This is a genomic window from Halomonas qaidamensis (genome assembly GCF_025917315.1).
GTDB lineage: Bacteria > Pseudomonadota > Gammaproteobacteria > Pseudomonadales > Halomonadaceae > Vreelandella > Vreelandella qaidamensis.
The window spans coordinates 918,368-944,128 of the sequence record NZ_CP080627.1; the positions used below are offsets into that span (position 1 = coordinate 918,368).

Consider the following 25,761-nt stretch of genomic DNA (forward strand, 5'->3'; position numbering starts at 1 on the left):
AAATCTCCGGTTGCACACTAGTCTCAAAAGGTGAGCAATATAATTTGCGGCTGTAACCTTGCCGCCTGGAGGATGATACCGTGCAAGCTATCGACATTATGACACCCAACGTGGTGTGTGTAGGCCCTGACGCAAATGTGCGCGATATCGCACAGATGCTACTTGAACATCGCATTAGTGCCGTACCTGTGGTCGATGACGAGCGCAGGGTGTTAGGAATTGTAAGTGAAGGCGATTTGATGCGTCGCGTGAAGGATGAGACGGGTGATAACCGCTCTTGGTGGCTATCCCTTTTCAGTGCTGGCAAAGACGCAGGGGCATATATTAAATCTCATGGTCGCAAGGCGCATGAAATAATGACCCCTAATCCATTAACCGTCGAAGAGAATGCACCGCTGCATACCATTGCTCGCCTATTAGAAAAGCACCATATAAAACGTGTGCCAGTGGTAAGAGATGGAAAGTTAGTGGGTATCGTCAGTCGCGCAAACTTACTACAAGGAATTGCCAACGCGGTTGTTGCGCCGACCCAGTCGCCTGCGGACGATCGTTCTATTCGTGAAGCGATTCTCAAAGAGATCGACAGTAACACCGGCGTACGAACCGAAAGTTTCAGTGTGATTGTCGATGGTGGAGCCGTAGAAATTTGGGGGCTAGTCGAGTCTGCAGAACAGAAGCAAGCGGTGACTGTCGCGGCGGAAAATACACAGGGTGTAAAGAGTGTTGAAAATCACCTTGGTATGATGCCACGCGGTGCAGGCTACTTCTGAGGCGTTTTTTCCTCACTTAGACAGCTCGTCGCTTTGTGCGGCGAGCTTTTTTTGTCAAACAAATGATTGGCGATTGGGTGGTGAGAATGTCAAAAACTTCTTCACGAACTGTAACGTTTGGCAATGTGCAGAATGTCAAAATTTGTTAAACGTAAGGTAAGGGTTGTTCAGTGCTTCTTTCCGAGTTAGTGTCAAATCCGAAAAGCGGTGATGCTATATAAGGCGATAAGAGTTTTCTCTTTTTGGTTCGTGAGCACCCCGTCATTCGTGAATAAATAGACAGTACGTGATTGATGTTTAGCCTGAAAGTTTTTTGGCTATTGCGTCAAACTTTACATTTTTATTTTGAAGCTTGGTTTGATTGTAGAGAGTATATGTAGATTAGTATTGGCTAAGGTAAGGTGCTGTAACGTGTCGTCTATTTAGGCGCTTTCCATAGCTTTTGATACAGAAAAATAAACAATAAGCGTTCTAAAGAAGCGTGGTTTTCTATCATGGTTGTGCGGCTTTCTGTTGTATGAACGTTGCTACGATTTAATTAGCTAGCTAACAACAATCTTGTTGCGTAGTGTCGTAACTGGTGGGTGTTCAGCGGCTTTCTAGCGTATTGTGCCGAACAATACGGACTCACGATGGATGGAACATTTGAAATGGCTTTGACACCCTTACAAAAAGAGACGTTAGCTAATGAGCTAATTGATGTTATGGAACGTTTTCAAAGCCATGTGGAAACCCATAGTGAGAGCTACGAAGCATTTATCATGCAGCCTTCTCCTGATCATATCGTTATTAAAATCCAGCCATCAAAAGATACAGGCTGAGAGCGCTTTTATAGTTTAGTAGAATGATGTTGAAGTTGGTTCTATATGCATCAAGTTGAGTAACGATTGCTTGCTTCAGCATTAACGTAACTTTATAAAAATAATCGGGCAAAAGTTTTGCCCGATTTAGTCACGGTTTATGTAATTAATTACTTTTTAACGCGGTGGCAGTTGCTCGGGCCCGAAGGCGTCAGGCAGTAGTGTTTCCATGGTGTAAGTTTTTAGCACGTCGCCCTGGTGGGAAAGCACCATAATTTGCGTTTCTGGGGTAGCGAATTCACGGATGCGCTGGCGGCAGTCGCCGCAGGGGGTGCACAGGTGCTCACCTGGCCCCATCACGTACACCTTGGCAAGCTCGCGCTGTCCAGCGGTAATCATGGCGGAAATCGCCGAGGCTTCCGCACACAGCCCCTTATAGTGCGCCACTTCCACGTTGGCGCCCGCAAACTGCTGACCATCCGGGCACTCCATTACCGCGGCCACCGGGTGATTAGAGTAGGGCGCATAAGCATTGCCCAAGGTGGTCAGCAGCGTGTCAACCAGTGCCTTATCCGCTTGGCTCATGGCATTATCCTCATAAATGGCGATTAGGCCTTAGCGGCATCGTCGCGCAGTACTGTGTCTAGCGCAATCGTCATCATATCGTTGAAGGTGGTCTGGCGGTCGGCGCTGGAGAGCGAGTCACCTTTCAGAATATGGTCAGATACCGTGCAGATGGTTAGCGCGCGAGCGCCAAACTCTGCCGCCACGCCGTAAAGGCCTGCCGCTTCCATTTCCACACCCACGATGCCGTAGCGCTTGAGCAGTTCAGCCATTTCGGTTTGCGGGTTGTAGAACAGATCCGCTGAGAAGATATTGCCGACTTTTACCGGCACATTCTGCGCCTTGGCAGCTGCTACCGCGTGGCTGGTCAGCTCAAAGTCAGCGATGGCCGAGAAATCGTGGTCGTTAAAGCGCATACGGTTCACTTTGGAATCGGTGCAGGCACCCATGCCAATGACCACGTCACGCACGTTGACGTCGTCGCGCACCGCGCCGCAGGAACCCACACGAATAATCGACTTAACGCCGTAGTCGGTAATCAGTTCTTTGGCATAAATAGACACTGACGGTATGCCCATGCCGTGGCCCATGACCGAAATTTCACGGCCCTGGTAAGTGCCGGTATAACCGAGCATGCTGCGTACATCGTTGACCTGACGAACATTTTCCAGGTAAGTGTCGGCGATGTACTTGGCGCGTAGCGGGTCGCCGGGCATCAGAACGGTATCCGCGAAATCGCCCATCTCAGCATTGATATGTGGTGTTGCCATAAAACGCTCCTATCTAAAAAATGATTGGCCCGAACAACCCTAGGCGGGGGCGCTGTAAACCCTTCCCTGGGCGCTACTTTCGCCATCTGACCGCCATGGATGGCGGAAATGCCGGAATTGTTGGGAACATTTTCCGGCCTTGGCGAAAGACCCCCGCTACGGGTTGATACTGGCCTTGCACAATAGTGTGTAATGATTTGTCATCGGCCTTTAAGCCGCTTTAGGTAAAAAGCTCTTGCCGTCTTCCATCGCTTCAACGGCGAAGAAGGCGGCTAATGTCTGGCCGATATCGGCAAAGGTGTCGCGCTCGCCTAGCGGGCCGGGGGCAAACCCTGCGCCATGCACCATCACTGGCACATATTCGCGGGTGTGTTCGGTGCCTTCCCAGCTGGGGTCGCAACCGTGGTCGGCGGTGAGTAGCAGCAGGTCGTCATCGTTCAGTGCGGCAAGCAGTTCCGGCAGGCGGGCATCGAAATGCTCAAGCGCGGCGGCGTAGCCCGGCACGTCACGGCGGTGGCCGTACACCGAATCAAAATCAACAAAATTGGTCATGATCATGGTCGGGCGGTCGCTGGATTCTTGAGCGGTGCGTGCTACTTCACTAAGCGTGGCTTCCATCAGCGCATCGTGACCGCTGGCTTTGATCTTATGGGTAATGCCGCAATGGGCGTAGATATCCGCGATCTTGCCAATCGAGACGACCTCACCGCCCGCATCTGCCAGTTTCTGCAGCACGGTGGGGCTGGGTGGCTCGACGCTGTAGTCGCGGCGGTTGCCGGTGCGGGCAAAGCTTTTGCTGTCATCGCCAATAAACGGGCGGGCAATCACGCGGCCAATATTGTAGGGCGCAAGCAGTTCGCGCACGGTTTCGCATAGGGCGTAGAGACGCTCTAAACCAAAGTGTTCCTCATGGGCGGCAATCTGAAACACGGAATCTGCTGAGGTATACACAATCGGCTTGCCGCTTTGGACGTGCTCTTCACCCAGGCGGGCGATGATCTCGGTGCCAGAGGCGTGGCAGTTGCCAATCACACCAGGCAGATCGGCTTGTTGCACGATTTTTTCCAACAGCTCGGCGGGGAAGCTGTTGGTTTTATCGAGAAAATAGCCCCAGTCAAAGCGTACTGGTACGCCAGCAATTTCCCAATGGCCGGAAGGGGTGTCTTTGCCGCTAGAAATCTCTTTGGCGTGGGCGTACGCGCCTTTTAATTGGGTCGGTAGGCTAACGCCTTCAGCCACGCTTCCTGTTGCATCGCGATGGGCGTGGAACAGCCCAAGCGCCGCCATATTCGGCAGTTTCAGAGGACCTGAGCGTTCAGCGGTATCGGCGTCACCGCGGGCGCAGGCGGCCGCGATGTGGCCCAGGGTGTCAGCTCCCTGGTCGCCAAACTTGTCAGCGTCGGGAGCGCTACCAATTCCAAACGAATCAAGGACGACTACAATCGCACGACGCATTAGGCTTCTCCTCGGAAGGTGTCTTGAAGCAGGGTGTCCGCTACGGCAACGTCTTCGCCAAGGATCATGGCGGCACGTAGCTGAGCAGCGGCGCGGTTGGCTGCGTCTTCACTACGGGCGTGGACCATGGCGAGCGGTCGTTGGCTATCGACGCGATCGCCAATCTCGACAATATCGCTAAAACCGACGCTGTGATCGACGCTAGCGTCGTTGCGCAGGCGGCCACCGCCTAGCTCGACGACGCTCATACCGACGGCGCGGGTGTCGATGCGCTGTACGATGCCACTCTGCTCGGGATACACCGGCTGAATGACCGGTGCAGTAGCTAGGTAGCTATCCGAGCGTTCCATAAAGTCGGCGGGGCCGCCCAGCTCGCGCACCATCCGGGCGAAGACTTCCGCGGCCGCACCTGATGTGAGCGCTTTTTCCAGCTTAGTCAGGGCTTCTTCACGGTTAGCGGCCAACTTACCCGCCATCAGCATTTCTACCGCAAGTTCACGAGTAACCTGCATCACACGGCTATCAGAACGTTCGCCGCGCAGCAGGGCTAGGGTCTCGACGATTTCGACCGCGTTGCCAGCGCAGGGGGCCAGCGGCTGGCTCATGTCGGTGAGTAGGGCCGTGGTCGGCGTGCCGGCCTGGGTCGCCACGTTGGCGATGCTCTTGGCAAGCTCGCGGGATTTTTCCGGCGTGGGCATAAAGGCGCCGCTGCCAACCTTAACGTCCATCACTAAGGCGTCTAAACCGGAGGCCAGCTTTTTACCTAGAATAGAGGCGGTAATTAGTGGAATGGATTCCACGGTGGCGGTCACATCACGTACGCCGTAAATGCGTTTATCGGCGGGGGCCAGGTTGCCGGTTTGGCCGATAATCGCTACACCGGTGGATTTCACCACGCTGCTAAAGCGTTCTGGCGCAGGGTAGGGGTCGTAACCGGGGATCGATTCCAGCTTGTCCAGGGTGCCGCCAGTGTGGCCAAGGCCACGACCTGAAATCATCGGCACAAACGCGCCGCAGGCGGCGACCCAGGGGCCGAGTACCAACGACACTAGATCACCAACGCCGCCAGTGGAGTGTTTATCGACAACTGGGCCTGGGAGGTTGAGGGAATCCCACTGCATGACATGGCCGGAGTCTCTGGTCGCTGTGGTCAGTGCAACGACTTCTTCACGGCTCATGCCATTTAAGAACACCGCCATGGTGAAGGCACCAATCTGGGCATCGCTGATGCGATCATCGGCAATACCCTGCACGAAGGCTTTGATCTCTTCCGCTGGAAGCGGCTGTTGATCGCGCTTCAGGCGAATCAGTTCCTGAGGCAGGAGAGCGTGATGGGAAGCGGTAGACGACATTAATAACCTCCTTCAGTCGTGGAGAGTGAGACGCCACTTAACGTATTCAATAAATTACCCAGCAGGCTGGAAGCACCAAACCGGAAGTGTTCAGGCGTTACCCACTGTGGGCCCATAATATTAGTAGCAAGTGCTAGATACTCGGCTGCTTCTTCAGCGGTGCGCACGCCGCCGGCGGCTTTAAAGCCAACATCTTTTCCGCTGGCTTTAATCACGTTGAGCATGATCTCAGCGGCTTCCAGGGTGGCGTTTGTTTCAACCTTACCCGTCGATGTTTTAATAAAGTCTGCGCCACCTTCAATAGCCAGTTCACTGGCACGCTTGATAAGCGCAGGATCTTTGAGTTCGCCCGATTCAATGATGACTTTTAGCTTTGCTTGGCCGGCGCAGGCGGCTTTGCACATTTCGACCAGCTCAAGGCCGGTGGCTTCATCGCCTGCCATTAGCGCGCGGTAGGGAAATACCACATCCACTTCATGGGCACCGGAAGCGACGGCGTCGCGGGTTTCACGGGCGGCGCCCATGATGTCGTCACCACCGTTAGGAAAATTAGTAACCGTGGCAATTTTAACCTGGTCATTGAGCTTATGAGCGGTTAACGCACGCTGCGCGGTAACCACAAATTGGGGATAAACGCATACCGCTGCTGGGTTGCCAAAGGGTGTTTTAACTTGCTGGCAGAGCGCTTCAATCGTGCTATCGGTGTCACTGTCGTTTAGGCTCGTTAGATCCATGAGGGTGAGTGCTTGGCGGGCAGCTTGGGTAAGTTGGGCTTGAGTGTGCTGAGGAGAGGCAGTCGCAGTCATGGAATTCTCACAGATAAATAAAAGACAAAACGGGCACTGCGTAAAAACAGCAGCGCCCGTTGCAAAGGGTCGTACACGCTGCGTTAAGCTGTGGCGCTACTCAACGCAATAAAGAAGCCAGCAATAGAGGCTGACATTAGATTAGAGAGTGTACCGGCTAATACGGCCTTCACGCCAAAACGGGCAATCTCTTTGCGGCGAGTAGGAGCAATACTGCCTAAACCGCCCAGCAAAATGGCAATGGATGACAGGTTGGCAAAACCACATAATGCAAAGGAAAGAATTGCCATGGTGTGCGGTGTCATCATTTGACCTGTGGCGGCTACCACCTGTTCCCCATCAATGTAGGGAGCCAAGTTGATAAAGGCTACAAACTCATTCACCACCAGTTTTTGACCTATAAACGAGCCCGCCAGCGTGGCCTCTTCCCAAGGGACACCAAGTAGAAAGGCAAGCGGTGCAAACAGCCAGCCGAGAATCAGTTCAAGGCTGAGTGATTCAAAGCCAAACCAACCGCCAATGCCACCTAAAATGCCGTTAATAAGGGCAATTAGCGCAATAAACGCGAGCAGCATGGCACCGACGTTGGCGGCAAGTTTCATGCCTGACGTGGCGCCCGCTGCCGCTGCATCCAATACGTTGGCCGGTTTATCTTCCTGCTCTTTAAGCTCTTCTTCTACCCTAGAAACACTGTCGCTATCGGTCGCGTCTTGAGTTTCAGGCATGATCAGCTTGGCAAACAGTAGGCCACCCGGTGCCGCCATAAACGAAGCGGCGACCAAGTATTCCATGGGTATACCCAATGCTGCGTAGCCCGCCAGTACCGAGCCGGCCACCGATGCCAGGCCACCGCACATCACCGCAAACAGCTGAGAAGGTGTCATACGGGCAATAAACGGACGTACTACTAGAGGCGCTTCGGTTTGGCCAACAAAGATGTTTGCCGTGGCAGAAAGCGATTCGGTGCGTGAAGTGCCAAGGGCTTTTTGCAGCGCGCCGCCTAAAATCCGAATAACCCACTGCATGATGCCTACATAATAAAGTACCGCGATGAGTGACGAGAAAAAGATAATCACGGGGAGTACTTTAATAGCGAAAACAAAGCCGACGTTGTCGACATCGGCTAAGCCGCCAAACAGAAAGCCAATACCGTCATTGGCGTAGACCAATACTTGGCTAACGCCGGACGAAATAGCTTGTAAAACTGCTTGGCCAAAGGGCACATACAGCACAAATGCGCCAATACCCGCCTGAATGGCAAAGGCGCCGAGCACGGTGCGTAGCCGAATCGATTTACGGTCGTAAGAGAAGATAAGTGCAATGATTACCAGCGTAACCATACCTACCAGGCTCATGATGAGGGTCATGTGGGTACCTTCCGAGCGTGTGAAGTGGAGCGATTACAGCAAGTTTAGCTTGATGGAGTAAATCATCGCGTTTTGATAAGCGTTCGGGGTACCCAGTTTGTTCTCTGAGTAGCGATACTGCACGCCAGTGGTAATTAAGTCAGAAGGATGCCACCACAAGCTAAGCGCGCCGTTGGTGCCCACACTACCTGCGGTGCCGTTTACGTAGTTTTGTTCCAGGTACTCATTGTCACGACCAAAGGTCTGTTCATGCCAATTGGTAACGCTGAAGTTCTGGTTTAATGCGGTAAAGTCGTAACCTGCTACCCAGCCTGCCATGTAGCCGTTCATGCCGGTATAGCCATCGCTTTGTACCCGTGCGGCACCAATAAACGGTTTGAACCATAGGCCGTTGTCGAACGTCGTGCGGTAGCCGAGGCCGAGAATTTGATCCTGCTCGCGGGCGTTGAAACCATAATCGCGGAAATCGTACAGGTGGGCGTAGATCGATAGCGGGCTGTCGCCTAAATAGATATGCGAGGTGACTTTTCCTGCGGTACGAAAGTTGTCTTTACCACCGCTCGATTCGTCAAACTGGTCATTAGTCGGATTCTCGAAATCGAAGAAGCCGTAAAATTCACCCCAGCTAAAGCCAACGCCGCCTTCGATTTCAACGAAGGTAAAATCGCTTTTTGCTGCATTATTCGCGGTGCGTGCCTCAGTGCCATTCGACCAGTCTAGGTAATTGACTGACACGTTGGCAAACGACCACAGGCGGTCAAGGGGTTGCGGCTGACTATCGCCTGCGAATACCGGGGTTGCCAGTATAGAACTTGCTAGTAAAACGCCAGCGCCAAGCGTGACGAAAGGGGAACGTGAAGGGGTTTGAGCAGTCATGAAAGCCTCAACAAGGTTTGTTATGGGTCGTGTGGGCTGGCGGTGATGTTAAAATTATAACATTGAGTGTTATTTTTTTAACGTTGATTTGCAAGTATTACGACATCAACGCTATGTATATGTGATATGAATCTCACATGGCCGCAAGGCAGTGTATGGCAGTGGAAATATCATGAGGGCTGGCCCAGCATAGGTTTTGAATAGCCGCTAAGCGCTGATAGCAAATAACATCTGAACTTGGGATTAAAGGAGAGGTTTGCCATGAATGACCGAAGCGCTCAGCGTTTGGCAAGGTTGCAAGAAGCGCTTGCCAGTGGGGGAACATTGCATCTACGCGATGCTGCTGAGCTGTGTGGTGTTTCTGAAATGACGATCCGTCGGGACGTTACTACGCAACCTTCGACGATTAGCTTATTGGGCGGTCGGTTAGTCATGGCAAGCTACCCTGGCGTAACGCCGGTGTACGATCTGACTGAACAGCAGGCGAGCCACTATCAAATTAAGCACCGCCTTTGTCAGCGAGTTGCTAGCTTGATTGAAGAGGGCGATACACTTTTTATCGACTGCGGTTCAACGCTAATTCCGTTGCTTAGCCAGCTTAGCCATTTCCGCGAGCTGACTGTGGTGACGTATGCCCTTAACGTGGCAAATGCAGTAGCCGCGTTGCCGAATGTGCGGTTAGTGCTGCTAGGGGGGCTGTTTTATGCTTCGTCGCAATCGTTTGGCAGTGATGGTATGCGTACTGCTATTGAGCGTTTAGGCATTAATAAAGCACTGATCTCTGCGGCGGGGGTAGATTGCGAAAGGGGGGTTAGCTGTTTCCATTTTCACGAAGTGGCGCCAAAACAGGCCGCCATTGCGACTGCTATGCAGCGCCTATTGATTGTCGATGCCAGTAAATTTGGTTTAGTGCGTCCTGCCTATTTTGCCGCGTTATCCGATTTCGACATTGTCGTAACCGACGATGAGCATGCACCTAAATTGCTTGATTGCCTTCCTCGGGCATCACTAAGCGTGACGGTTGCCTAACCTCTTACGATAGCAGCGTTAAATCGTAAGTCGCCGGACTTCTGCTATCTTTAGTGCTAACCGTGATGGCGTTTAGTGAACGGTCAAACAGATGCCCGCCAGTTGGCGGCCATTATTGTTGTATAGCTGCGCTTCAGATGTTGGCTCAGCTGATAACGCATACGCACAAAAACAACAAAGCGGACGAAGGTTGAGACTTGGCATCCTTCGTCTTAATTCTGGCGATACTCGTCCTGGTGGTAGGGGGCTCGTTATGGATCATGCAGCATCCGCATCTCAACATGATGATCGATTAGTTGTGGCGCCCAGCCGTTGGCGCGACCTGCTGGCGCTAACCAAGCCAGGGATCATTGGTGGCAATTTGATCGCAACGCTCGGCGGCTATTTTTTAGCCGCTCATGGAACATTCGATTGGATAACGTTTGCTGCTGTTATGGTGGGCATTGCCCTGGTCATCGCGTCTGGCTGTGCCTGCAATAATGTTATAGACCGCGATATTGATGCGCTAATGGCGCGCACTCGCCATCGCCCTCTGGCTAAAGGACGTGTCTCTATTACCCAAGCGCTAGGTGTGTCGGCGCTGCTTGGGGTAGCGGGTGTGGTGTGTTTGGCTTTGGGTACCAATGGCTTGACGGTGGCATTAGCGGTGATCGGCTGGGGGGTTTACGTAGGGCTGTATAGCCTCTATATGAAACGGCACTCTGAATACGGCACGCTGGTGGGTAGTCTTTCTGGGGCAATGCCGCCGGTCGTGGGTTACTGTGCGGTGACAGGGCAGTTTGATAGCGGTGCTTTCATGCTACTGGTCATCTTTTGTCTGTGGCAGATGCCGCACTCTTATGCGATTGCGATTTTTCGTTATGCGGACTACCGGCGTGCCTCGATCCCTGTTCTACCGGTAGTGCATGGTATTAAACGAGCCAAGCATCATATTCTTGGCTATATCATTGCGTTTATTCCTGCCTCACTGGCACTGGTACTGGCAAGCCAAGCGGGCGCCGGCTACCTGTTCGTGGCCTTGGCAATGGGGGGCTACTGGCTTTACTTAGCATTATGTGGCTTTCGACTGGGTGATGACGTGCGCTGGGCTAAAAAGGTGTTTGGCGTGTCCATCCTGACTATTACCGCCATGAGCCTAGTCATGGTGTTGGAAGCCATGGTGCCGATGTGGGCGTGATACTTCGCCGCTCATTGAACGATAAATTCTGACGCTGAACCTAAAACGCCCCGAACAGCTCATTATCTGTTCGGGGCGTTTTAGTAGTGCGTACAAAGAGTGGCTAGTGGCCTAGCTTTCCCGCTGGCTCGCCTGAATCGCGGTGAGTGCAATGGTGTAAACGATATCGTCGACCATGGCACCGCGGGAAAGATCGTTAACCGGCTTGTTCAAGCCTTGCAGCATCGGGCCTACACTGACCACACGAGCGCTACGCTGTACGGCTTTATAAGTGGTGTTACCTGTGTTCAGGTCGGGGAAAACAAACACCGTTGCTTTGCCCGCAACAGGGGAGTCTGGGGCTTTTTGCTTGCCAACACTCTCAATAGCGGCTGCATCGTATTGCAAAGGACCGTCGATCGCGAGATGTGGAGCGCGCTCTTTGGCAATGCGGGTAGCTTCGCGCACTTTATCAACATCGGCACCTGTGCCGGAATCACCGGTGGAGTAGCTGATCATGGCGACACGCGGTTCAATACCAAACGCTTCTGCCGAACGAGCGCTTTGAATAGCGATTTCTGCCAGTGTTTCTGCGTCTGGATCAGGATTAACCGCGCAATCTCCGTAGACCACAACTTGTTCCGGCAATAACATAAAGAAGATCGATGATACTTGATTATATTCCGGTGCAGTTTTGATCAACTGGAAGGCTGGGCGCACGGTATTGGCAGTGGTGTGTACCGCACCGGATACAAGGCCATCGACTTCATCTAACTGCAGCATCATGGTGCCAAGTACCACGTTGTCCTGCAGCTGACCTTCAGCAGTGAGTTCATTTAGCTTGCCGCGCCGGCGTTCGACCATAGGGCTAATATATTTTGCTCGGGTACTTTCAGGGTCGATAATAGTTAGCGTATCTGGCAGCGTCAGGCCGCGATGACGGGCAACGTTTTCAATATCGTCGCGCTTGCCGAGCAGCACGCAGTCGGCAATACCACGGCGCTGACACACAATCGCGGCTTCAATGGTGCGTGGCTCATCGCCTTCAGGCAACACAATGCGCTTCTTGGCCTGCTGGGCAAGCTTAACGAGCTGGTGACGAAACGCTGACGGCGACAGGCGGTGAATGTAGCCACGGCTGAGCTTCGCTTTTAGCCACTCTAAATCCATGTGGGCAGCCACATAACGTGCCACCTGTTCGGCACGCTCGAAATCATCCATAGGGATTTCGCGGCTGAGTTGGCTGAGGTTCTGGGCAGTGGTTAGGCTGTCAGTCTCTACTACCAGAACCGGAAGGCCGGTTTTAAGCGCCGGGCGGCACATTTCAATCATGTTGTCGTTAGGCAGGAAGCCATTAGTTAACAGTACGCCTGCTAGCTGGGTGCCGTTCATGGTGGCCAGCGCGGATGCTAGTATCACATCATCACGGTCACCAGAGGCGACGACCAAGCTGCCCGGTTTGAAAATATGCAGTGCGTTGGCGGCACTGCGCGCGCACAGGCTGGTAGAAAGCACGCGGCGGCTAATGGCTTCCCCTTCATTGAGCATGGTGGCATTCAGCGCCCGCGCAACATCTAAAGTGCGCGGTGCGCTCAGGGTATTGCTGTAAGGCACCACGCCAATCAGATGAAAACTGTCGGTTGCTAGCGCTGGTGAATAGCGGCGCAGTTCATTGAGTATTGGCTCTTCAAGGTGGGGTTTAATTGTGCCAGGTGCTGCAGAAAGATCGTCTTCCTGCCCATAGGGCAGGTTTTTCATGCGCATTAAAATGCCGCCCAGCGTGCGACTGGAACTAACACCGCCAAAGCTTCTGGCATGCATATCCAGCTCTTCGGCAAGCTGTTGCGGTTCGTTTAAATCACCAGTACCGACCAGGATGATACGTGCATTCAGGGCGTCGGCGAGTTGGGCATTGGTTTGGGTCGCATAGGTGGTGTGTTGGGTAGGAACAACGCCCTCCACCACGACTAAGTCTAAGGCGCTGCCGTCTCGGTAGGCCTGTTGGGTGACCTGCTCAAAGAGCTCAACGACGTTTTCCATCAGCTCATCGGTTTGATCATCGCGTAGTAAACGTTCAAGCCGTGCCTGGGAAATAGGTGAGGGCGGGCGTTGATTCAGCGTACGCGACACCAGCGCCGTTGAACGGTCCAGTCCTGGGCCGTTTAGCTCATTTTGCATAAATGGCTTTAAAAAGCCGGCTTTCAGGCCGATGGTATCCAGCGCTTGAATTAACCCTAGGCAAGCGGAGGTTAACCCAGCTCCCATGCTAGTAGGCACCAGTAAGATAGCCTGGGGCTGCTCGGTAGCGTTGTTCATTCAGAGGTCTCCACGCAGTGGCGGGTTTCCATGGCGATACGTCCCTCTTCATCAGTGGGAATGACCCATACTTCGGGACCATGGTGATCGGCGTTATCCACCTTGCCTTCTTTGCCGCGAATGGTGGCTTCGTTAGCCACATCATCGACACTGAAACGAAAGTGAGGTAATAGTGCCAATACGTTACGACGAACGGTGGGTGAGTTTTCACCAATGCCGCCGGTAAAAATAATGCCATCGAGTTGTGGCAGGGCACAGGAGAGGGCCGCTAGCGATTTAGCAATCCGATAGCAAAATACGTCTAGCGCGAGTTTGGCACCTTTATGACCAGCCAGCGCTTGGTCTTCGACCTCACGCATATCATTGGTCAGGCCGGAAAGGCCTAATAAGCCACTTTGCTTGTTAAGTACGTTGTCAATCTCATCCAGTGACCAATTTAGTTGGCGGTGAAGATGAGCATGCAAGCCAGGGTCGACATCGCCGCTGCGGGTTCCCATCACTAAGCCTTCCAGCGGCGTAAGCCCCATGCTGGTATCCAGGCTTTGGTTATTCCAGATGGCGCTAGTAGAACAGCCATTACCTAGGTGAGCGGTCAGCCAGCCGCCTGCACCGCGGTTGCTTAATGTGGCGGCACGCTGGCTGACATATGCATGGCTAGTGCCATGAAATCCGTAGCGACGGATTCCGTATTCGGTATACAACGCTTCAGGTAGTGCGTAGCGGTAGGCCCGTGGGGGCAGTGTTTGGTGAAAAGCAGTATCAAACACGGCTACCTGAGGCAGGTCAGGAAACACATCTTGGGTAGCGGCAATGCCCGCTAAGTTAGCCGGGTTATGCAGTGGCGCAAGCGCTGCAGTGGCTTCAATTGCATCAATAACATGATCGTCAATCATTGCCGCCTGGGTAAAGTGCTCGCCGCCGTGAACAATACGGTGCCCAACTGCACCGGGTACTCGACCTTCTAGTCGCTCAAGAATGGCCTTCAGCGCTTCAGCGTGATCAGCATTGGGTAGTGTCTGAGTGAAGCGTTTACCTGAGCTAGTATTGCCCTTTAAACAGGCTTCGCTACTGCCTAGTCGCTCTGCTAAACCCGCTAACCGTGATGCATTAGGGTCTGAATCAATCAACGCATATTTAATAGAAGATGAGCCGCAGTTAATGACCAGCACCGATGTGTTCATAACAACCTTTATAAAGTAGTTAGCATAAAATTGGGGTAGACCTTAGTTTAGCATGCTGCGTTGCATGATATTAGCGGGCTATTGGGTTAGCCTTAACCTTAAAATGTCGGCACTCTGACGACATACCCACTGAAAATGAGCCGTTTTTTTCTTATGTCTTCTTCGCCGTTACCCGTGCTGCTGCCGCGTCACTTAGCCATTCTTTTGATGATGTCAGTAGCGACGATGTTTGCTGCCAACCACGTTTCCGCGCGGTTAGCGTTTGATAACGGCACTGGCTTGCTGCTTGCGGTATTAATGCGCTCAGGCGTGGCGTGTTTGATTTTGCTGACGTTGGTACTAGTTCAGAAGAAGCGACTCTGGCTACCTCCCAGCACCTGGCCATGGCAATTAGCGGTAGGGCTGCTTATTGCTATTCAAAGCGTGAGTCTTTATTCAGCGGTTGCACGCTTGCCGGTGGTTATTGCGCTCCTGCTGGTCAATACCTTTCCTATTCAACTAGCGCTGTTAAGTTGGGCACTAGGCGGGTCTCGGCCTTCACTGCGTAGCTGTCTGATTATGGGCACGATCTTAATTGGGCTGTTAGTGGTGCTCGATATACCGAGTTGGTTTGCGGATGCTAATGCCATGGGGCCTGAATGGTTAGCCGGTATTGGATTTGGGTTAACTGCCGCTTTTGCGTTTGCTTGTGCGCTCTGGGTTACTGAGCATCGACTGGCAGGGGTTGGCAGCACGTTCCGTAGCTTGTTGACCATGCAAACGGTATTTATTGTCATGATTGTTGGCGGGTTGCTGGGCGCAGTGCCTGGGGGAATGAGCTTGCCGGATAACAGCGCAGGCTGGACAGGACTAGCCTTATTGGCTTTGCTCTATGGCAGTGCTTTTTCCCTACTATTTATTTTTGTGCCTCGCCTGGATATGGCGCGCAATGCCCCGGTGATGAACTTCGAGCCAGTAGCGTCTTTATTACTTGGTTATATCGTTCTAGGACAGATGCTTAGCCCAAGCCAACTGGTTGGCGGGGCAGTGGTGGTTGGTGGCATTGTTGTGCTCAGCCTTTCTAAAGGTCGTTAAGCTGGAGCGGAAAAAGGAAATTAAATGCAAGTTGAGCTGTTAAATTGCGTTCTCGATAGGGTTGAGCCACAATTAAAAAGTGTAAGGAAACGCTGTTTTTTAACTGAGGTTTAACTTATGAAGATGACCGTATTATCACTTACCTCCGCCGCGCTTTTCGTTGGTGCGAGTACTTTCGCGGCATCGGCTCAAGCGCAACAGCCCTTCCAGTACCCACAAGGATATGTGGGCGGTGATGCCATGTTTTGGAGCCTGAACCCAGAAAGAGGCTCTTCCCGCGATGACGTTGGCTTACGTCTCCGCGGTGGGGCACAGTTCAATGACTATTTTGCCCTGGAAGCGCATTTAGGGTCTGGCGGTTCTGATGGCGGCGCTGAGCTAGATCATGTCGCCGGTGCCTATGCGAAAGGTATTGTACCCATTGCACCTGAAGTGCGTTTATACGGCTTAGCGGGCTTCACTGAGGTAGATATTAACAACGACCGTGAAACCGGTTTCTCCTACGGTGCAGGCGCGGAAATGGATATCGCCCCGAATGTCTCTGTAGGTGCGGACTATATGCGTTACTTGGATAAATCTGCCTATGATTTCGATGCTGCCAGCGTGGGTCTAAAGTACCGTTTTTAAGACTGTCACTTTAAAACAGTAACCATGCGCTGATCGAGGTGTATCGTTACAAAGATTACCTAGTACGGGCGTATCTATTCAGGCATCACCATGTAGCCCCTATCACGTAGTTAAGTGGTAGGGGCTTTTTGGTGGGTTCTCGATGTTGAGAGAGGAGCATTGATTAGTTTGGTAGATATTGGTTTTCCCCTTGACTAAGGCTGTGAAAAAGGCTGAGAGCAAAATTAGCCCGTATTTCTGAGGATGAGCATATTTTTGCAGAGTTTGGGCCAAATGCTGCGTTTGCGAAGCTGATAGTGTTGAAAATTAATAACTATTACAGGTAGCCAGCGAACAACCTCATAACGCTCTACAAAGGGAAACTACCATGTATAAAATTAGTAAAATCGCCTTGGCAGTAGGACTAAGTGTCGGCCTTGCAACTGCTGCAAGTGCCGCTGAAATCGAGTGGCGTATGGCAACACCGTGGAGCGGTGGCCCGTGGCTTGAGCGTGATGCACAGATGTTTGCAGATCGCGTTAATGAGTTGACTAACGGAAAAATCGCTATCGAGGTCTATCCTGGCGGCACGCTGGGCAGCGCACTGCGAGTTACCAACAGTGTTAAATCGGGGGTTGCCCAGGTAAGTCATAACTACATTAACTATGATTATGGCACTGACCCAACCACCGCTCTATTGGCAGGTCACTCAAGCGGCCTAACGCCTGAAGAGTTTATGCTATGGATGTACGAGGGTGGTGGTGCAGATCTTTACGAAGAGTATCGTCGTGAAGTGTTCGATGTTGTAGCGTTCCCGTGTGCCATCCTCGGCACCGAAATTTTCCTCCACTCTAATAAGCCTGTCAGGACGCTTGAAGATTTCCAGGGGCTGCGACTGCGGACTTCTGGCGCATGGGCAGAAATTGCTTCTCGCCTAGGGGCTTCTACGGTAGTTATGGCAGGTAGTGATATCTACAGCGCCCTGGAACGTGGCGTTATTGATGCTGCCGAGTGGGGAAGTCCTGAAATGAACCGTCCAACAGGCTTCCAAGAAGTTGCGCAATACGTTATTACGCCTGGTGTACACCAGTCGGGTGGCTTTCTTGAGTGCCAAGTCAATAGTGATACATGGGAAGAGCTGAGCGAAGAAGATCAGCGTATGCTGCGTCTTGCAGGTAAGTTATCGGTGTTTGATACGTGGCTAGCTAGCTCGTTTGCTGACTTAGAAGCTTATCAAGAACTCGTGGACGGTCCTAACGAGATAGTAGAATTGGATCAATCCTTCATCGACGCCATTTATGAAGAAACGACTAAGTGGGAAGATGAATACGCCGCTGAAAACGAGTGGTTTGCCCGTGTTCTTGAATCTCAGCGCTCCTTTAAAAATGATATGAATAGCTGGTCGGAATATCGTCTACCGATTGGTGTTATGGGTCGCTAACAGCGATTAGGTAAATGATCAGAGAGGCCTTAGTGGGCCTCTCTTTTGTTGGCGTCTGCTGCCTGTCCCCCTTATACGCTGAGATTCCGTCATGAAACTAATCCGATCCATAGAGGCGCTGACCCGCTTTGCTGGCTGGTTGGGCGCTCTTCTTGTACTTCCTTTAATTGGCGCATTAATCATTGAAGTGCTCAGCCGTTACGTTGCCGGCCGCCCTACGTTATGGGCTTTTGAAGTCAGCTATATGGTAATGGGAGCAATGTTTATGCTGGGGATGGCCAATGCGTTGCGTATCGGCCAACACGTCAGCGTGGACATTGTGTCTTTACAGCTGAGCGAAAAGGCCAATGCCGCTATACGGGCAATTGGCTATGTGTTGTTCCTGCCGGTGTTAGTGTGGCTGGTATGGGAGCTTTCCAAGTACGCTCTCTCTGCGTTTGAAACCAACGAACGCTCGGGACGCTCAGCCTGGAACCCAGTCGTATGGCCGATTTTTACGGTATGGTTTGTTGGCTTTGCGCTACTAGCCCTTCAGGTAATTGCCGAGTTGTTGAAATCAGTGTGTTTGATAACTGGTAAACATCACGTTAAGGAGCTAGCCGAATGAGTAGCTATCTTGCGTTGCTGATGTTTCCTGCTTTGATGACACTAATTATTGCTGGTTTTCCCATTGCCTTCTCAATGATTCTGGTAGCAACCGGATTTGGTATTATTCAGTTTGGCGATGTGGCGGCTTATCAGCTGTTGACCAAAATTGAAGACACGGCATCTAACTCCATTCTTGCGGCAGTACCGCTGTTTATTTTTATGGGCGCCATGCTTGAGCGTTCAGGCATTGCCGAGCGCTTGTTCGAAGCAATTCACATGTGGACGCGTCGTTTACCCGGTGGGCTAGGCATCGGTGCGATTATTTTAGGAACATTGTTTGCTGCTTCCAGCGGTGTTGTGGGGGCGACAGAAGCGGTGATTGGCATGCTGGCTATTCCGGTGATGCTTAAGCATCACTACAGTAAAAGTCTGATGTCAGGCACCATCTGTGCCAGTGGGTCATTAGGTACTGCGATACCGCCTTCTATTACCGTAGTGGTTCTTGGTCCTGTCGCTGGGGTCTCGGTTGGATCGCTGTTTAGCGGTTTGCTAATACCCGGTTTCTTAATGGCAGTCATGTTCCTGGTCTACATCATTGGGATTGCTTATCTTAAACCTGAGATGGCACCACGCATTGAAGAGCAGACGCCGGATATTGCGCTAGGTGAAAAGATACGTATTACGCTAGTCGCGTTGGTGCCTACCATGCTGCTGATTTTTACTGTGCTTGGCACCATTCTTATGGGCTTGGCTACACCAACAGAGGCTGCAGCATGTGGTGCTTTGGGTGCGATCATTTTGGCCGCTGCATACCGTAACTTAAAGGTAACGGTACTTTGGGCATCGGCCGTGAAGACCGTCAATATTTCAGCCATGATTCTGCTCATTGTGATGGGGGGGAGTATGTTCGCTGGGGTATTTTTTGCCTCAGGAGGAATGGCGACGGTGCAAGCCTTACTAATGGACACAGGCTTGAGCCCTTGGATGATTCTAGGCCTTATTCTGCTGATCGCTTTTATCGCAGGTTTTGTACTGGATTTGATCTCCGTGGTACTTATCATTATCCCTGTGGCAATGCCCATTGTAAGAATGCTGGGCTTCGATGAAATCTGGTTCTGTGTCGCCTTCTTAGTGGTACTGCAAACCAGTTATCTGACGCCTCCTTTGGCACCTGCTATTTTCTACCTCCGGGCAATTACTCCTCCTGAAGTAACGCTGAAGCATATGTACAAAGGGGTTGTACCCTTTATTTTAGCGCAGCTTGTAGTATTAGCCTTGGTATTAGCGTTTCCAGAAATTGCGCTATGGTTACCGGATGTAATGGGTGGTCCTTCCTGGCGCTAGTTGAACGTAAGTAACCCCCCTTTCTGTTGGCCGCCCTTAAAAAGGCGGCTTTTTTTGGCTCCATCTAGAAGAAAAGAAATTTTTTAGCATGCTGTGGTAAGTCGTTAGTCGTGGGAAAAATGTCAGAGCTAGAGTATGTTGCCTGTCATGCCTCTACCCCTTGAATATTTTGCGCCAGCACCTGTGGGTAGCAAAGGCAGGTTCGCTAACCTTAATTTAGCTAATTCACGAATGAAAATTTAACGAAAGTAATTGAGGTAACGTTACTAACAAGGGCTACGCTAATAAAGGAGCCGCGACGCGATACACAAATTCATTTAGCGTGCGGTGTCTTCTCCACTAACGGATTAGAGGTGTAAGTCATGGAAAATGGCAAAGAAGATAAAATGAAAGGCTCGGCTAATAAAGCTGCTGGCAATGTTAAGGAAGCAGTAGGAAAGGCGACGGGAAGCGAAAAAACCGAAGCCAAGGGCAAGGTTCAGCAAGCAGAAGGCGAGCTTCAAAAAGGCAAAGGTGATGCCAAGGAAAAGGCTAAGAAATAACGTCTAACCAAGTTACCCCACTACCAACAGAGGCCAATGGCCTCTGTTGGTTTTTAGGTAACCACTGCTTTAAGAGGCTACTCAGTAGTGGCCAAGAAGTTTCCACCATAAGCCACCGACGACTACCCAAATGAGCAGATTGACCACGCTCATAATAAAACCAGCTTTCCACCACTCTCCCAGCGTCAGGTAGCCTGAGCCAAAGATCACAGGCGAAGTGCCGGTGGCGTAATGGGTTAATGTCATCATGATGGAAGACGTAGCCGCCATAATCAGCACAAAAGGCATGGGTGGAGCACCGAGGCTTAAGCCAACGGTGAGAAATGCCGCCATCATTGCGGTGATATGTGCGGTAGTGCTGGCAAAAAAGTAGTGGGTATAAAGGAACGTTAGCACCAGCAGTGCAGAGGCACCTGCCCAGCCAATTCCCATCATGGTAATCCAGTCCTGCATATTTGCAGAAAACCAAGTAATGAGGCCTGTTTCGTTAAGCTGGCTGGCCATCATGATAAGTGCGCCAAACCACAACAGCGTATCCCAGGCATTTTTCTCTTTTAGCACATCCTCCCAGGTTAATACCCCGGTCAGCAGCAGCATGGAAAGGCCAATAAACGCAGACGTTGTAGTATTAAGTGTTACTGCATCCCCCAAGAAAATCGCTGGGATATCCGCCCAAAGTAACAGCAGCACGAAGAAAACGAACAGCATGATGCCCTCATTTCGACTCAGCTTACCCAGCTCGGTTAGCTTGTCCTTTGCTAATTGCGTGGCATTCGGCGTTTCTTTAATTTCAGGCGGATAAAGCAAGTACAGAATGTACGGCATCGCCAGGATGGCGACCAAGCCCGGGAGCAGCATGGCGATCGCCCAGGTTAGCCAGCTCAGCTGTATTTCGGCTCCGGTAGCGGATGAGATAAGTTGAACAGTCAATGGATTCGGAGCGGTGGCAGTGATGAACATAGCCGAGGTGATCGGATTGCTATGGTAATTCACCAGTGCTAAATATTTGCCGATTTTGCCCGAGGTATTGTCTTCAGGATGTGAATCAAAACTATGGGCAATCGAGCGCATAATAGGGTGAATAATACCGCCGCCCCGGGCTGTATTGCTTGGGGTAACGGGCGCAATAGACAGCTCTGAAAAGGCGAGGCCATAACCAATCCCCAACGTGCGTTTGCCGAAAATAGAGATGAAATAGTAGCCAATGCGCGCGCCTAAACCGGTTTTGATCAACCCTCGTGAAATCATAATCGCAATCGCAATTAACCAGATAAGCGGGTTGGCATAACTGCTTAAGGCGACATTAATGGCTTCGCCTGGTGTATCGCCGGTAACACCGCTTGCCGCGACAATAGAAATTGCAATCACAGATATCGCGCCAATCGGCATGGCCTTGCCAATAATCGCGGCAATGGTGCCGACAAAAATTGCCAACATGAGCCAAGCATTTGGCGTTAACCCTTCAGGCAAAGGAATCACCAGCCAAATAAAGAGGGTGATCGCCACAGCGATTGCGGTCGACCAGGGTTTGAAAGGAAGAGTTGGCATCATAGAAGTCCATATCAATGAAATAAGTATAAGTGACACGTCCACCAGCAGTAAGAGAAGAGGACGCCTAGTCTCTACTTTAGTCTATTCCAAGCAGGTGCAAGACGATTTGCCCTACGTCAAAGATGGGTCAATGGATGTTTTCCCTAAAAGGGATTATGTGCCTGACTAGTAGCATATTCTTTAAATAGATTAATTTATATTAAACCGTTATTAATTGTCTTTTGGCACTACAAGGGGCCGCTTACACGGATGTCAGCGCCTATCCACTGGATGTGCTAGGAGCAGAAACGGAAGGCATGATCGGTTACATGATTGAGCAGGAGCTTGGCAATCTGCTGTCGGTTGAGGTTCCGTTGGCTACTTTATTAACACAGGTGGAAGTTGACCTTGATGACCCTGCGTTTCAGCACCCCAGCAAGCCGATAGGCCCGGTTTATACAGAGGATGAAGCCGAGCGCCTGGCTAAGGAAAAAGGCACTATCGTCATTTGTGCTGGCGGGGGAGGGAACCCTACTGCTTACGACGAAAATAATAAGCTCCATGGCGTAGAGGCGGTGATCGATAAGGATCTCTGTTCAGCTCTTCTCGCTGAGCAATTGCAGGCTGATTTGCTGATCATTGCGACGGATGTAGATGCCGCTTATGTCGACTGGAAAGGGCCAAACCAGAAGGCGATCGCCAGTGCTCATCCGGATGTACTAGATGATATGCAGTTTGCGGCGGGTTCCATGGGGCCAAAAATAGAAGCGGCATGCCGCTACAGCAGAAATACCGGAAAAGAAGCGGTTATTGGTGCATTGGCGGATATCGAAGAAATTCTTCAGGGAATAGCAGGCACCCGCGGTAGCACCAGCCTACAAGACATTAATTTTTATTAGGTGCTGTTGCTGAGAAGCTTTATTAAGGAGCCTCGCATTAGCTTTTTTTAAAGGCGCTCTTGTCATGGCTTTTTATTACAAACAATAAGCTGCTCACCTAGAAGCCTAAAACTTGATATGACGCAGTTTTAGTGGCCATCAGCTAGCGCTTAATAGCCTACGCTTAATGGTGAAGTGCCATGACTACCCTCTGTGAGGAATTGTCCTATGCCTACCATGATGAAAGCGGCTATTTTTGTTGAGCCTGGCCGGATTGAAATTGACGATAAACCCATTCCCGAGATTGGCCCCAATGATGCGCTGATGCGTGTGACCACCACGACGATTTGCGGCACCGACGTGCACATTCTAAAAGGCGAATACCCCGTTGAGCGCGGCTTAACCATCGGCCATGAGCCGGTGGGGGTAATTGAAAAGCTGGGTGCCAACGTGAAGGGGTACCAAGAGGGCCAGCGGGTTATCGCCGGGGCGATTTGCCCCAGTTTTACCTCCTATGCTTGCCAGGATGATTGCTGCTCGCAGGATGGCGGCCACCACAGCCATGGGTATAAGCCGATGGGTGGCTGGCGCTTTGGTAACACCATCGACGGTGCCCAGGCGGAATACCTATTGGTGCCGGATGCCCAGGCCAACCTTTCTCCCGTGCCAGATGGCCTAACCGACGAACAAGTGCTGATGTGCCCTGACATCATGTCGACCGGCTTTGCGGGTGCCGAAAAAGCAGGTATCAAAATTGGCGATACCGTGGTGGTGTTCGCCCAAGGCCCAATTGGGCTATGTGCGACAGCAGGCGCGCGGTTACGCGGGGCGGGGATGATTATCGCGGTAGATGGTGTCGATGAGCGGTTGGCAATGGCCAAGCAAATGGGCGCTGACGTGGCACTGGATTTTCGTAAGGTGGATGTCGTTGAAGAAATTCTTAAACTCACCGGTGGACGCGGTGTGGATTCGGCGATTGAGGCACTCGGCCTGCAGCAAACCTTTGAATCTGCCTTGCGGGTGTTAAAGCCTGGCGGCACGCTATCGAGCTTAGGCGTTTACTCTGAAGACTTGACGATTCCGCTGGGTGCTTTCTGTGCTGGGCTTGGAGACCACAAGATCATTACGTCACTTTGCCCTGGCGGCAAAGAGCGCATGCGCAGGTTGATGAGCATTATTGCCGCCGGGCGGATAGATCTTGGCCCGATGGTTACCCACCGCTACGCTCTGGAGAATATTGTCGAGGCTTACGATCTATTTTCTCACCAGCGCGACGGCGTGTTGAAAGTGGCTCTTGAGGTCTCATAGTGCTCAAGTAAGCTCAAGAGCCACCCACCTAGCAGCGGGATTATCTAGGGATTGCTGTTTTAAACCTCCTGATACAGCTCGCTGCCTTCACGGCGGAACTTCTCCGCTTGCTCCTGCATACCACGCTTGACGGCTTCGGAATCGCTTTCGGCGGCATTTTCCGGTGCGCGGTCGCGATAAGTATCGCGTACTTCCTGGCTGATCTTCATCGAGCAGAACTTCGGCCCACACATGGAACAGAAGTGCGCCACTTTGGCAGAGTCCTTCGGCAGGGTTTCGTCGTGGTATTCGCGAGCGGTGTCTGGGTCTAGCCCCAGGTTGAACTGGTCTTCCCAGCGGAATTCAAAACGTGCTTTGGAAAGCGCGTTATCGCGACGCTGTGCTGCCGGGTGGCCCTTGGCCAAGTCCGCTGCGTGGGCCGCAATCTTATAGGTGATGATGCCGGTTTTGACGTCATCTTTATTCGGCAGGCCCAAGTGCTCTTTCGGCGTCACATAGCAGAGCATTGCACAGCCAAACCAGCCAATCATGGCCGCACCGATGCCCGAGGTAATGTGGTCGTAGCCGGGAGCGATATCGGTGGTCAGTGGGCCAAGCGTATAGAAAGGCGCCTCATGGCACGCCTCTAGCTGCTTATCCATGTTCTCTTTAATCAAGTGCATGGGCACATGACCAGGGCCTTCGATCATCACCTGAACATCATGTTTCCAAGCGATCTTGGTTAGTTCGCCCAGGGTCTCGAGTTCGGCGAACTGCGCTTCGTCGTTGGCATCGGCGACTGAGCCGGGGCGCAGGCCATCGCCCAACGAAAACGCTACGTCGTACTGCTTACAGATCTCACAGATCTCTTCAAAGTGGGTATACAGGAAGCTTTCCTGGTGATGGTACAAGCACCATTTAGCCATAATGGAACCGCCACGGCTGACAATGCCAGTCACCCTGTTAGCAGTCATTGGCACATAGCGCAGCAGCACGCCCGCGTGAATGGTGAAGTAATCCACCCCCTGTTCCGCCTGCTCAATCAAGGTGTCGCGGAACACTTCCCAGGTTAGGTCCTCAGCCACGCCGTTGACCTTCTCAAGCGCCTGATAGATCGGCACGGTACCAATCGGCACCGGCGAGTTGCGGATGATCCACTCACGTGTTTCGTGGATATTCTGGCCGGTGGAAAGATCCATAATGGTGTCCGATCCCCAGCGGATACCCCAGGTCATTTTGTCGACTTCTTCTTCAATCGACGAGGTAACGGCCGAGTTACCCAGGTTGCCGTTAATCTTCACCAGGAAGTTGCGGCCAATAATCATCGGCTCGGATTCTGGGTGGTTGATATTGTTGGGGATGATTGCGCGCCCACGGGCGACTTCGTCGCGCACAAATTCCGGCGTGATCTCTTCCGGCAATTTTGCACCAAAGCTCTGGCCAGGGTGCTGGTGGCCAAGAATACGCTCCACTTCAGCGGTGCCTAACGTTTGGCGGCGCTGGTTCTCGCGAATGGCAATAAATTCCATTTCAGGGGTAATAATGCCCTGGCGCGCATAGTGCAGTTGGGTGACATTCTTGCCTGGTTTTGCCCGGCGTGGGGTGCGAGTTAAATCAAAACGCAACTGGGCAAGTGTCGGGTCGTTAGCGCGGCGGTTGCCGTACTCACTGGTGGGGCCGTCAAGGAACTCGGTATCGTCGCGCTCTTCAATCCAGGCGCGGCGCAGGGCGGGTAAGCCTTTGCGTAAATCATTGTTGGCGGCTGGGTCGGTGTAAGGGCCAGAGGTGTCGTACACCAGCAGCGGCGGGTTCTCTTCATCAATGCTGCTGGTTTTAGTCGGCGATAGGGTGATTTCCCGAAACGGCACGCGGATATCGGGTCGTGAGCCTTCAACGTACACCTTGCGCGAGGCGGGTAGCGGCTGAATGGCAGCGGCATCGACCTGGGCGGTTTCCGCTAAAAAGTGGCTGGTTTTACTTTTTGAGGCCTTAGTTTTTAACGTTTTAGTGTTTAAAGTCTTCGTCATGA

23 protein-coding genes are annotated in these 25,761 nt (G+C 52.0%); 12 read left to right on the forward strand and 11 right to left on the reverse strand.

Going from position 1 to position 25,761, the window contains the following annotated elements:
* Positions 1 to 80: 80 nt before the first annotated feature.
* Together K1Y77_RS04295 and K1Y77_RS04300 are read left to right on the forward strand one after the other, a co-directional pair.
* Positions 81 to 770 (forward strand): CBS domain-containing protein, encoded by a 690-nt coding sequence (locus tag K1Y77_RS04295; RefSeq protein ID WP_030069953.1) that lies wholly within the window; start codon positions 81 to 83, stop codon positions 768 to 770.
* 632 nt (positions 771 to 1,402) lie between these two features.
* Positions 1,403 to 1,591 (forward strand): hypothetical protein, encoded by a 189-nt coding sequence (locus K1Y77_RS04300; RefSeq protein WP_264430524.1) that lies wholly within the window; start codon positions 1,403 to 1,405, stop codon positions 1,589 to 1,591.
* 156 nt (positions 1,592 to 1,747) lie between these two features.
* On the opposite strand, the gene cdd is transcribed toward K1Y77_RS04300, so the two are convergent.
* The 7 genes from cdd to K1Y77_RS04335 all read right to left on the reverse strand — a co-directional run bounded on the left by cdd (position 1,748) and on the right by K1Y77_RS04335 (position 8,760).
* The gene (cdd, locus tag K1Y77_RS04305) at positions 1,748 to 2,155 is read right to left on the reverse strand and encodes a cytidine deaminase (RefSeq protein ID WP_030069964.1); all 408 of its coding nucleotides are present in this window, start codon (positions 2,153 to 2,155) and stop codon (positions 1,748 to 1,750) included.
* 23 nt (positions 2,156 to 2,178) lie between these two features.
* Entirely contained in the window at positions 2,179 to 2,904 is a 726-nt protein-coding gene (gene deoD / locus K1Y77_RS04310) for a purine-nucleoside phosphorylase (protein WP_030069966.1), read from the reverse strand.
* A 210-nt stretch (positions 2,905 to 3,114) separates the two neighbouring features.
* Positions 3,115 to 4,359: a phosphopentomutase gene (locus K1Y77_RS04315; protein WP_030069968.1), complete on the reverse strand. Its 1,245-nt coding sequence runs from the start codon at positions 4,357 to 4,359 to the stop codon at positions 3,115 to 3,117.
* Positions 4,359 to 5,711 carry a thymidine phosphorylase gene (gene deoA / locus K1Y77_RS04320; protein ID WP_030069970.1) on the reverse strand — a complete coding sequence of 451 codons (1,353 nt, stop codon included), beginning with the start codon at positions 5,709 to 5,711 and terminating at the stop codon, positions 4,359 to 4,361. The genes K1Y77_RS04315 and deoA overlap by 1 nt, the downstream gene beginning before the upstream one ends.
* The gene (gene deoC, locus K1Y77_RS04325) at positions 5,711 to 6,517 is read right to left on the reverse strand and encodes a deoxyribose-phosphate aldolase (protein WP_030069972.1); all 807 of its coding nucleotides are present in this window, start codon (positions 6,515 to 6,517) and stop codon (positions 5,711 to 5,713) included. Before deoC ends, deoA begins: the two co-directional genes overlap by 1 nt.
* Before the next feature lie 83 nt (positions 6,518 to 6,600).
* Entirely contained in the window at positions 6,601 to 7,884 is a 1,284-nt protein-coding gene (locus K1Y77_RS04330) for a NupC/NupG family nucleoside CNT transporter (protein WP_030069974.1), read from the reverse strand.
* A gap of 33 nt (positions 7,885 to 7,917) precedes the next feature.
* Entirely contained in the window at positions 7,918 to 8,760 is an 843-nt protein-coding gene (locus tag K1Y77_RS04335; protein WP_264018666.1) for an outer membrane protein OmpK, read from the reverse strand.
* Positions 8,761 to 9,021: 261 nt separating this feature from the next.
* On the opposite strand from K1Y77_RS04335, the gene K1Y77_RS04340 reads away from it, so the two are divergent.
* Positions 9,022 to 9,789, forward strand: coding sequence for a DeoR/GlpR family DNA-binding transcription regulator (locus tag K1Y77_RS04340; RefSeq protein WP_030069978.1), 768 nt, complete (start codon positions 9,022 to 9,024; stop codon positions 9,787 to 9,789).
* Positions 9,790 to 10,042: 253 nt separating this feature from the next.
* A complete protein-coding gene (gene cyoE, locus K1Y77_RS04345; RefSeq protein ID WP_030069980.1) occupies positions 10,043 to 10,966 on the forward strand; it encodes a heme o synthase in 924 nt (307 codons plus the stop codon).
* Between the two features lie 111 nt (positions 10,967 to 11,077).
* Here the strand turns inward: cyoE and pta are convergent, their stop codons facing one another.
* A complete protein-coding gene (gene pta / locus K1Y77_RS04350) occupies positions 11,078 to 13,261 on the reverse strand; it encodes a phosphate acetyltransferase (protein WP_030069982.1) in 2,184 nt (727 codons plus the stop codon).
* On the reverse strand, positions 13,258 to 14,442 hold the full coding sequence (locus K1Y77_RS04355; RefSeq protein WP_030069984.1) for an acetate/propionate family kinase: 1,185 nt from the start codon (positions 14,440 to 14,442) through the stop codon (positions 13,258 to 13,260). The genes pta and K1Y77_RS04355 overlap by 4 nt, the downstream gene beginning before the upstream one ends.
* A 153-nt stretch (positions 14,443 to 14,595) precedes the next feature.
* Between K1Y77_RS04355 and K1Y77_RS04360 the strand changes: the two genes are divergently transcribed.
* From K1Y77_RS04360 to K1Y77_RS04385, 6 genes are all read left to right on the forward strand, one after another.
* The gene (locus tag K1Y77_RS04360; protein ID WP_030069986.1) at positions 14,596 to 15,516 is read left to right on the forward strand and encodes an EamA family transporter; all 921 of its coding nucleotides are present in this window, start codon (positions 14,596 to 14,598) and stop codon (positions 15,514 to 15,516) included.
* 117 nt (positions 15,517 to 15,633) lie between these two features.
* The gene (locus K1Y77_RS04365) at positions 15,634 to 16,143 is read left to right on the forward strand and encodes a porin family protein (protein WP_030069988.1); all 510 of its coding nucleotides are present in this window, start codon (positions 15,634 to 15,636) and stop codon (positions 16,141 to 16,143) included.
* A 367-nt stretch (positions 16,144 to 16,510) separates the two neighbouring features.
* Positions 16,511 to 17,563, forward strand: a complete 1,053-nt coding sequence (locus tag K1Y77_RS04370) for a type 2 periplasmic-binding domain-containing protein (protein ID WP_030069990.1) — start codon at positions 16,511 to 16,513, stop codon at positions 17,561 to 17,563.
* 91 nt (positions 17,564 to 17,654) lie between these two features.
* Positions 17,655 to 18,170 (forward strand): TRAP transporter small permease subunit, encoded by a 516-nt coding sequence (locus K1Y77_RS04375; protein WP_030069991.1) that lies wholly within the window; start codon positions 17,655 to 17,657, stop codon positions 18,168 to 18,170.
* Positions 18,167 to 19,495, forward strand: coding sequence for a TRAP transporter large permease (locus tag K1Y77_RS04380; protein ID WP_030069993.1), 1,329 nt, complete (start codon positions 18,167 to 18,169; stop codon positions 19,493 to 19,495). The genes K1Y77_RS04375 and K1Y77_RS04380 overlap by 4 nt, the downstream gene beginning before the upstream one ends.
* A gap of 362 nt (positions 19,496 to 19,857) precedes the next feature.
* Positions 19,858 to 20,037, forward strand: a complete 180-nt coding sequence (locus K1Y77_RS04385; protein ID WP_030069995.1) for a CsbD family protein — start codon at positions 19,858 to 19,860, stop codon at positions 20,035 to 20,037.
* Positions 20,038 to 20,118: 81 nt separating this feature from the next.
* On the opposite strand, the gene K1Y77_RS04390 is transcribed toward K1Y77_RS04385, so the two are convergent.
* On the reverse strand, positions 20,119 to 21,585 hold the full coding sequence (locus tag K1Y77_RS04390) for a DASS family sodium-coupled anion symporter (protein ID WP_320055283.1): 1,467 nt from the start codon (positions 21,583 to 21,585) through the stop codon (positions 20,119 to 20,121).
* A gap of 224 nt (positions 21,586 to 21,809) precedes the next feature.
* Between K1Y77_RS04390 and K1Y77_RS04395 the strand changes: the two genes are divergently transcribed.
* Both K1Y77_RS04395 and K1Y77_RS04400 read left to right on the forward strand, forming a co-directional pair.
* Positions 21,810 to 22,466 carry an amino acid kinase family protein gene (locus tag K1Y77_RS04395; protein WP_264430533.1) on the forward strand — a complete coding sequence of 219 codons (657 nt, stop codon included), beginning with the start codon at positions 21,810 to 21,812 and terminating at the stop codon, positions 22,464 to 22,466.
* A 207-nt stretch (positions 22,467 to 22,673) separates the two neighbouring features.
* On the forward strand, positions 22,674 to 23,753 hold the full coding sequence (locus K1Y77_RS04400) for an NAD(P)-dependent alcohol dehydrogenase (protein ID WP_030070002.1): 1,080 nt from the start codon (positions 22,674 to 22,676) through the stop codon (positions 23,751 to 23,753).
* Positions 23,754 to 23,812: 59 nt separating this feature from the next.
* Here K1Y77_RS04400 and thiC read toward each other — a convergent pair whose 3' ends face one another.
* Positions 23,813 to 25,759, reverse strand: a complete 1,947-nt coding sequence (thiC, locus tag K1Y77_RS04405; RefSeq protein ID WP_264430534.1) for a phosphomethylpyrimidine synthase ThiC — start codon at positions 25,757 to 25,759, stop codon at positions 23,813 to 23,815.
* Positions 25,760 to 25,761: the final 2 nt, after the last annotated feature.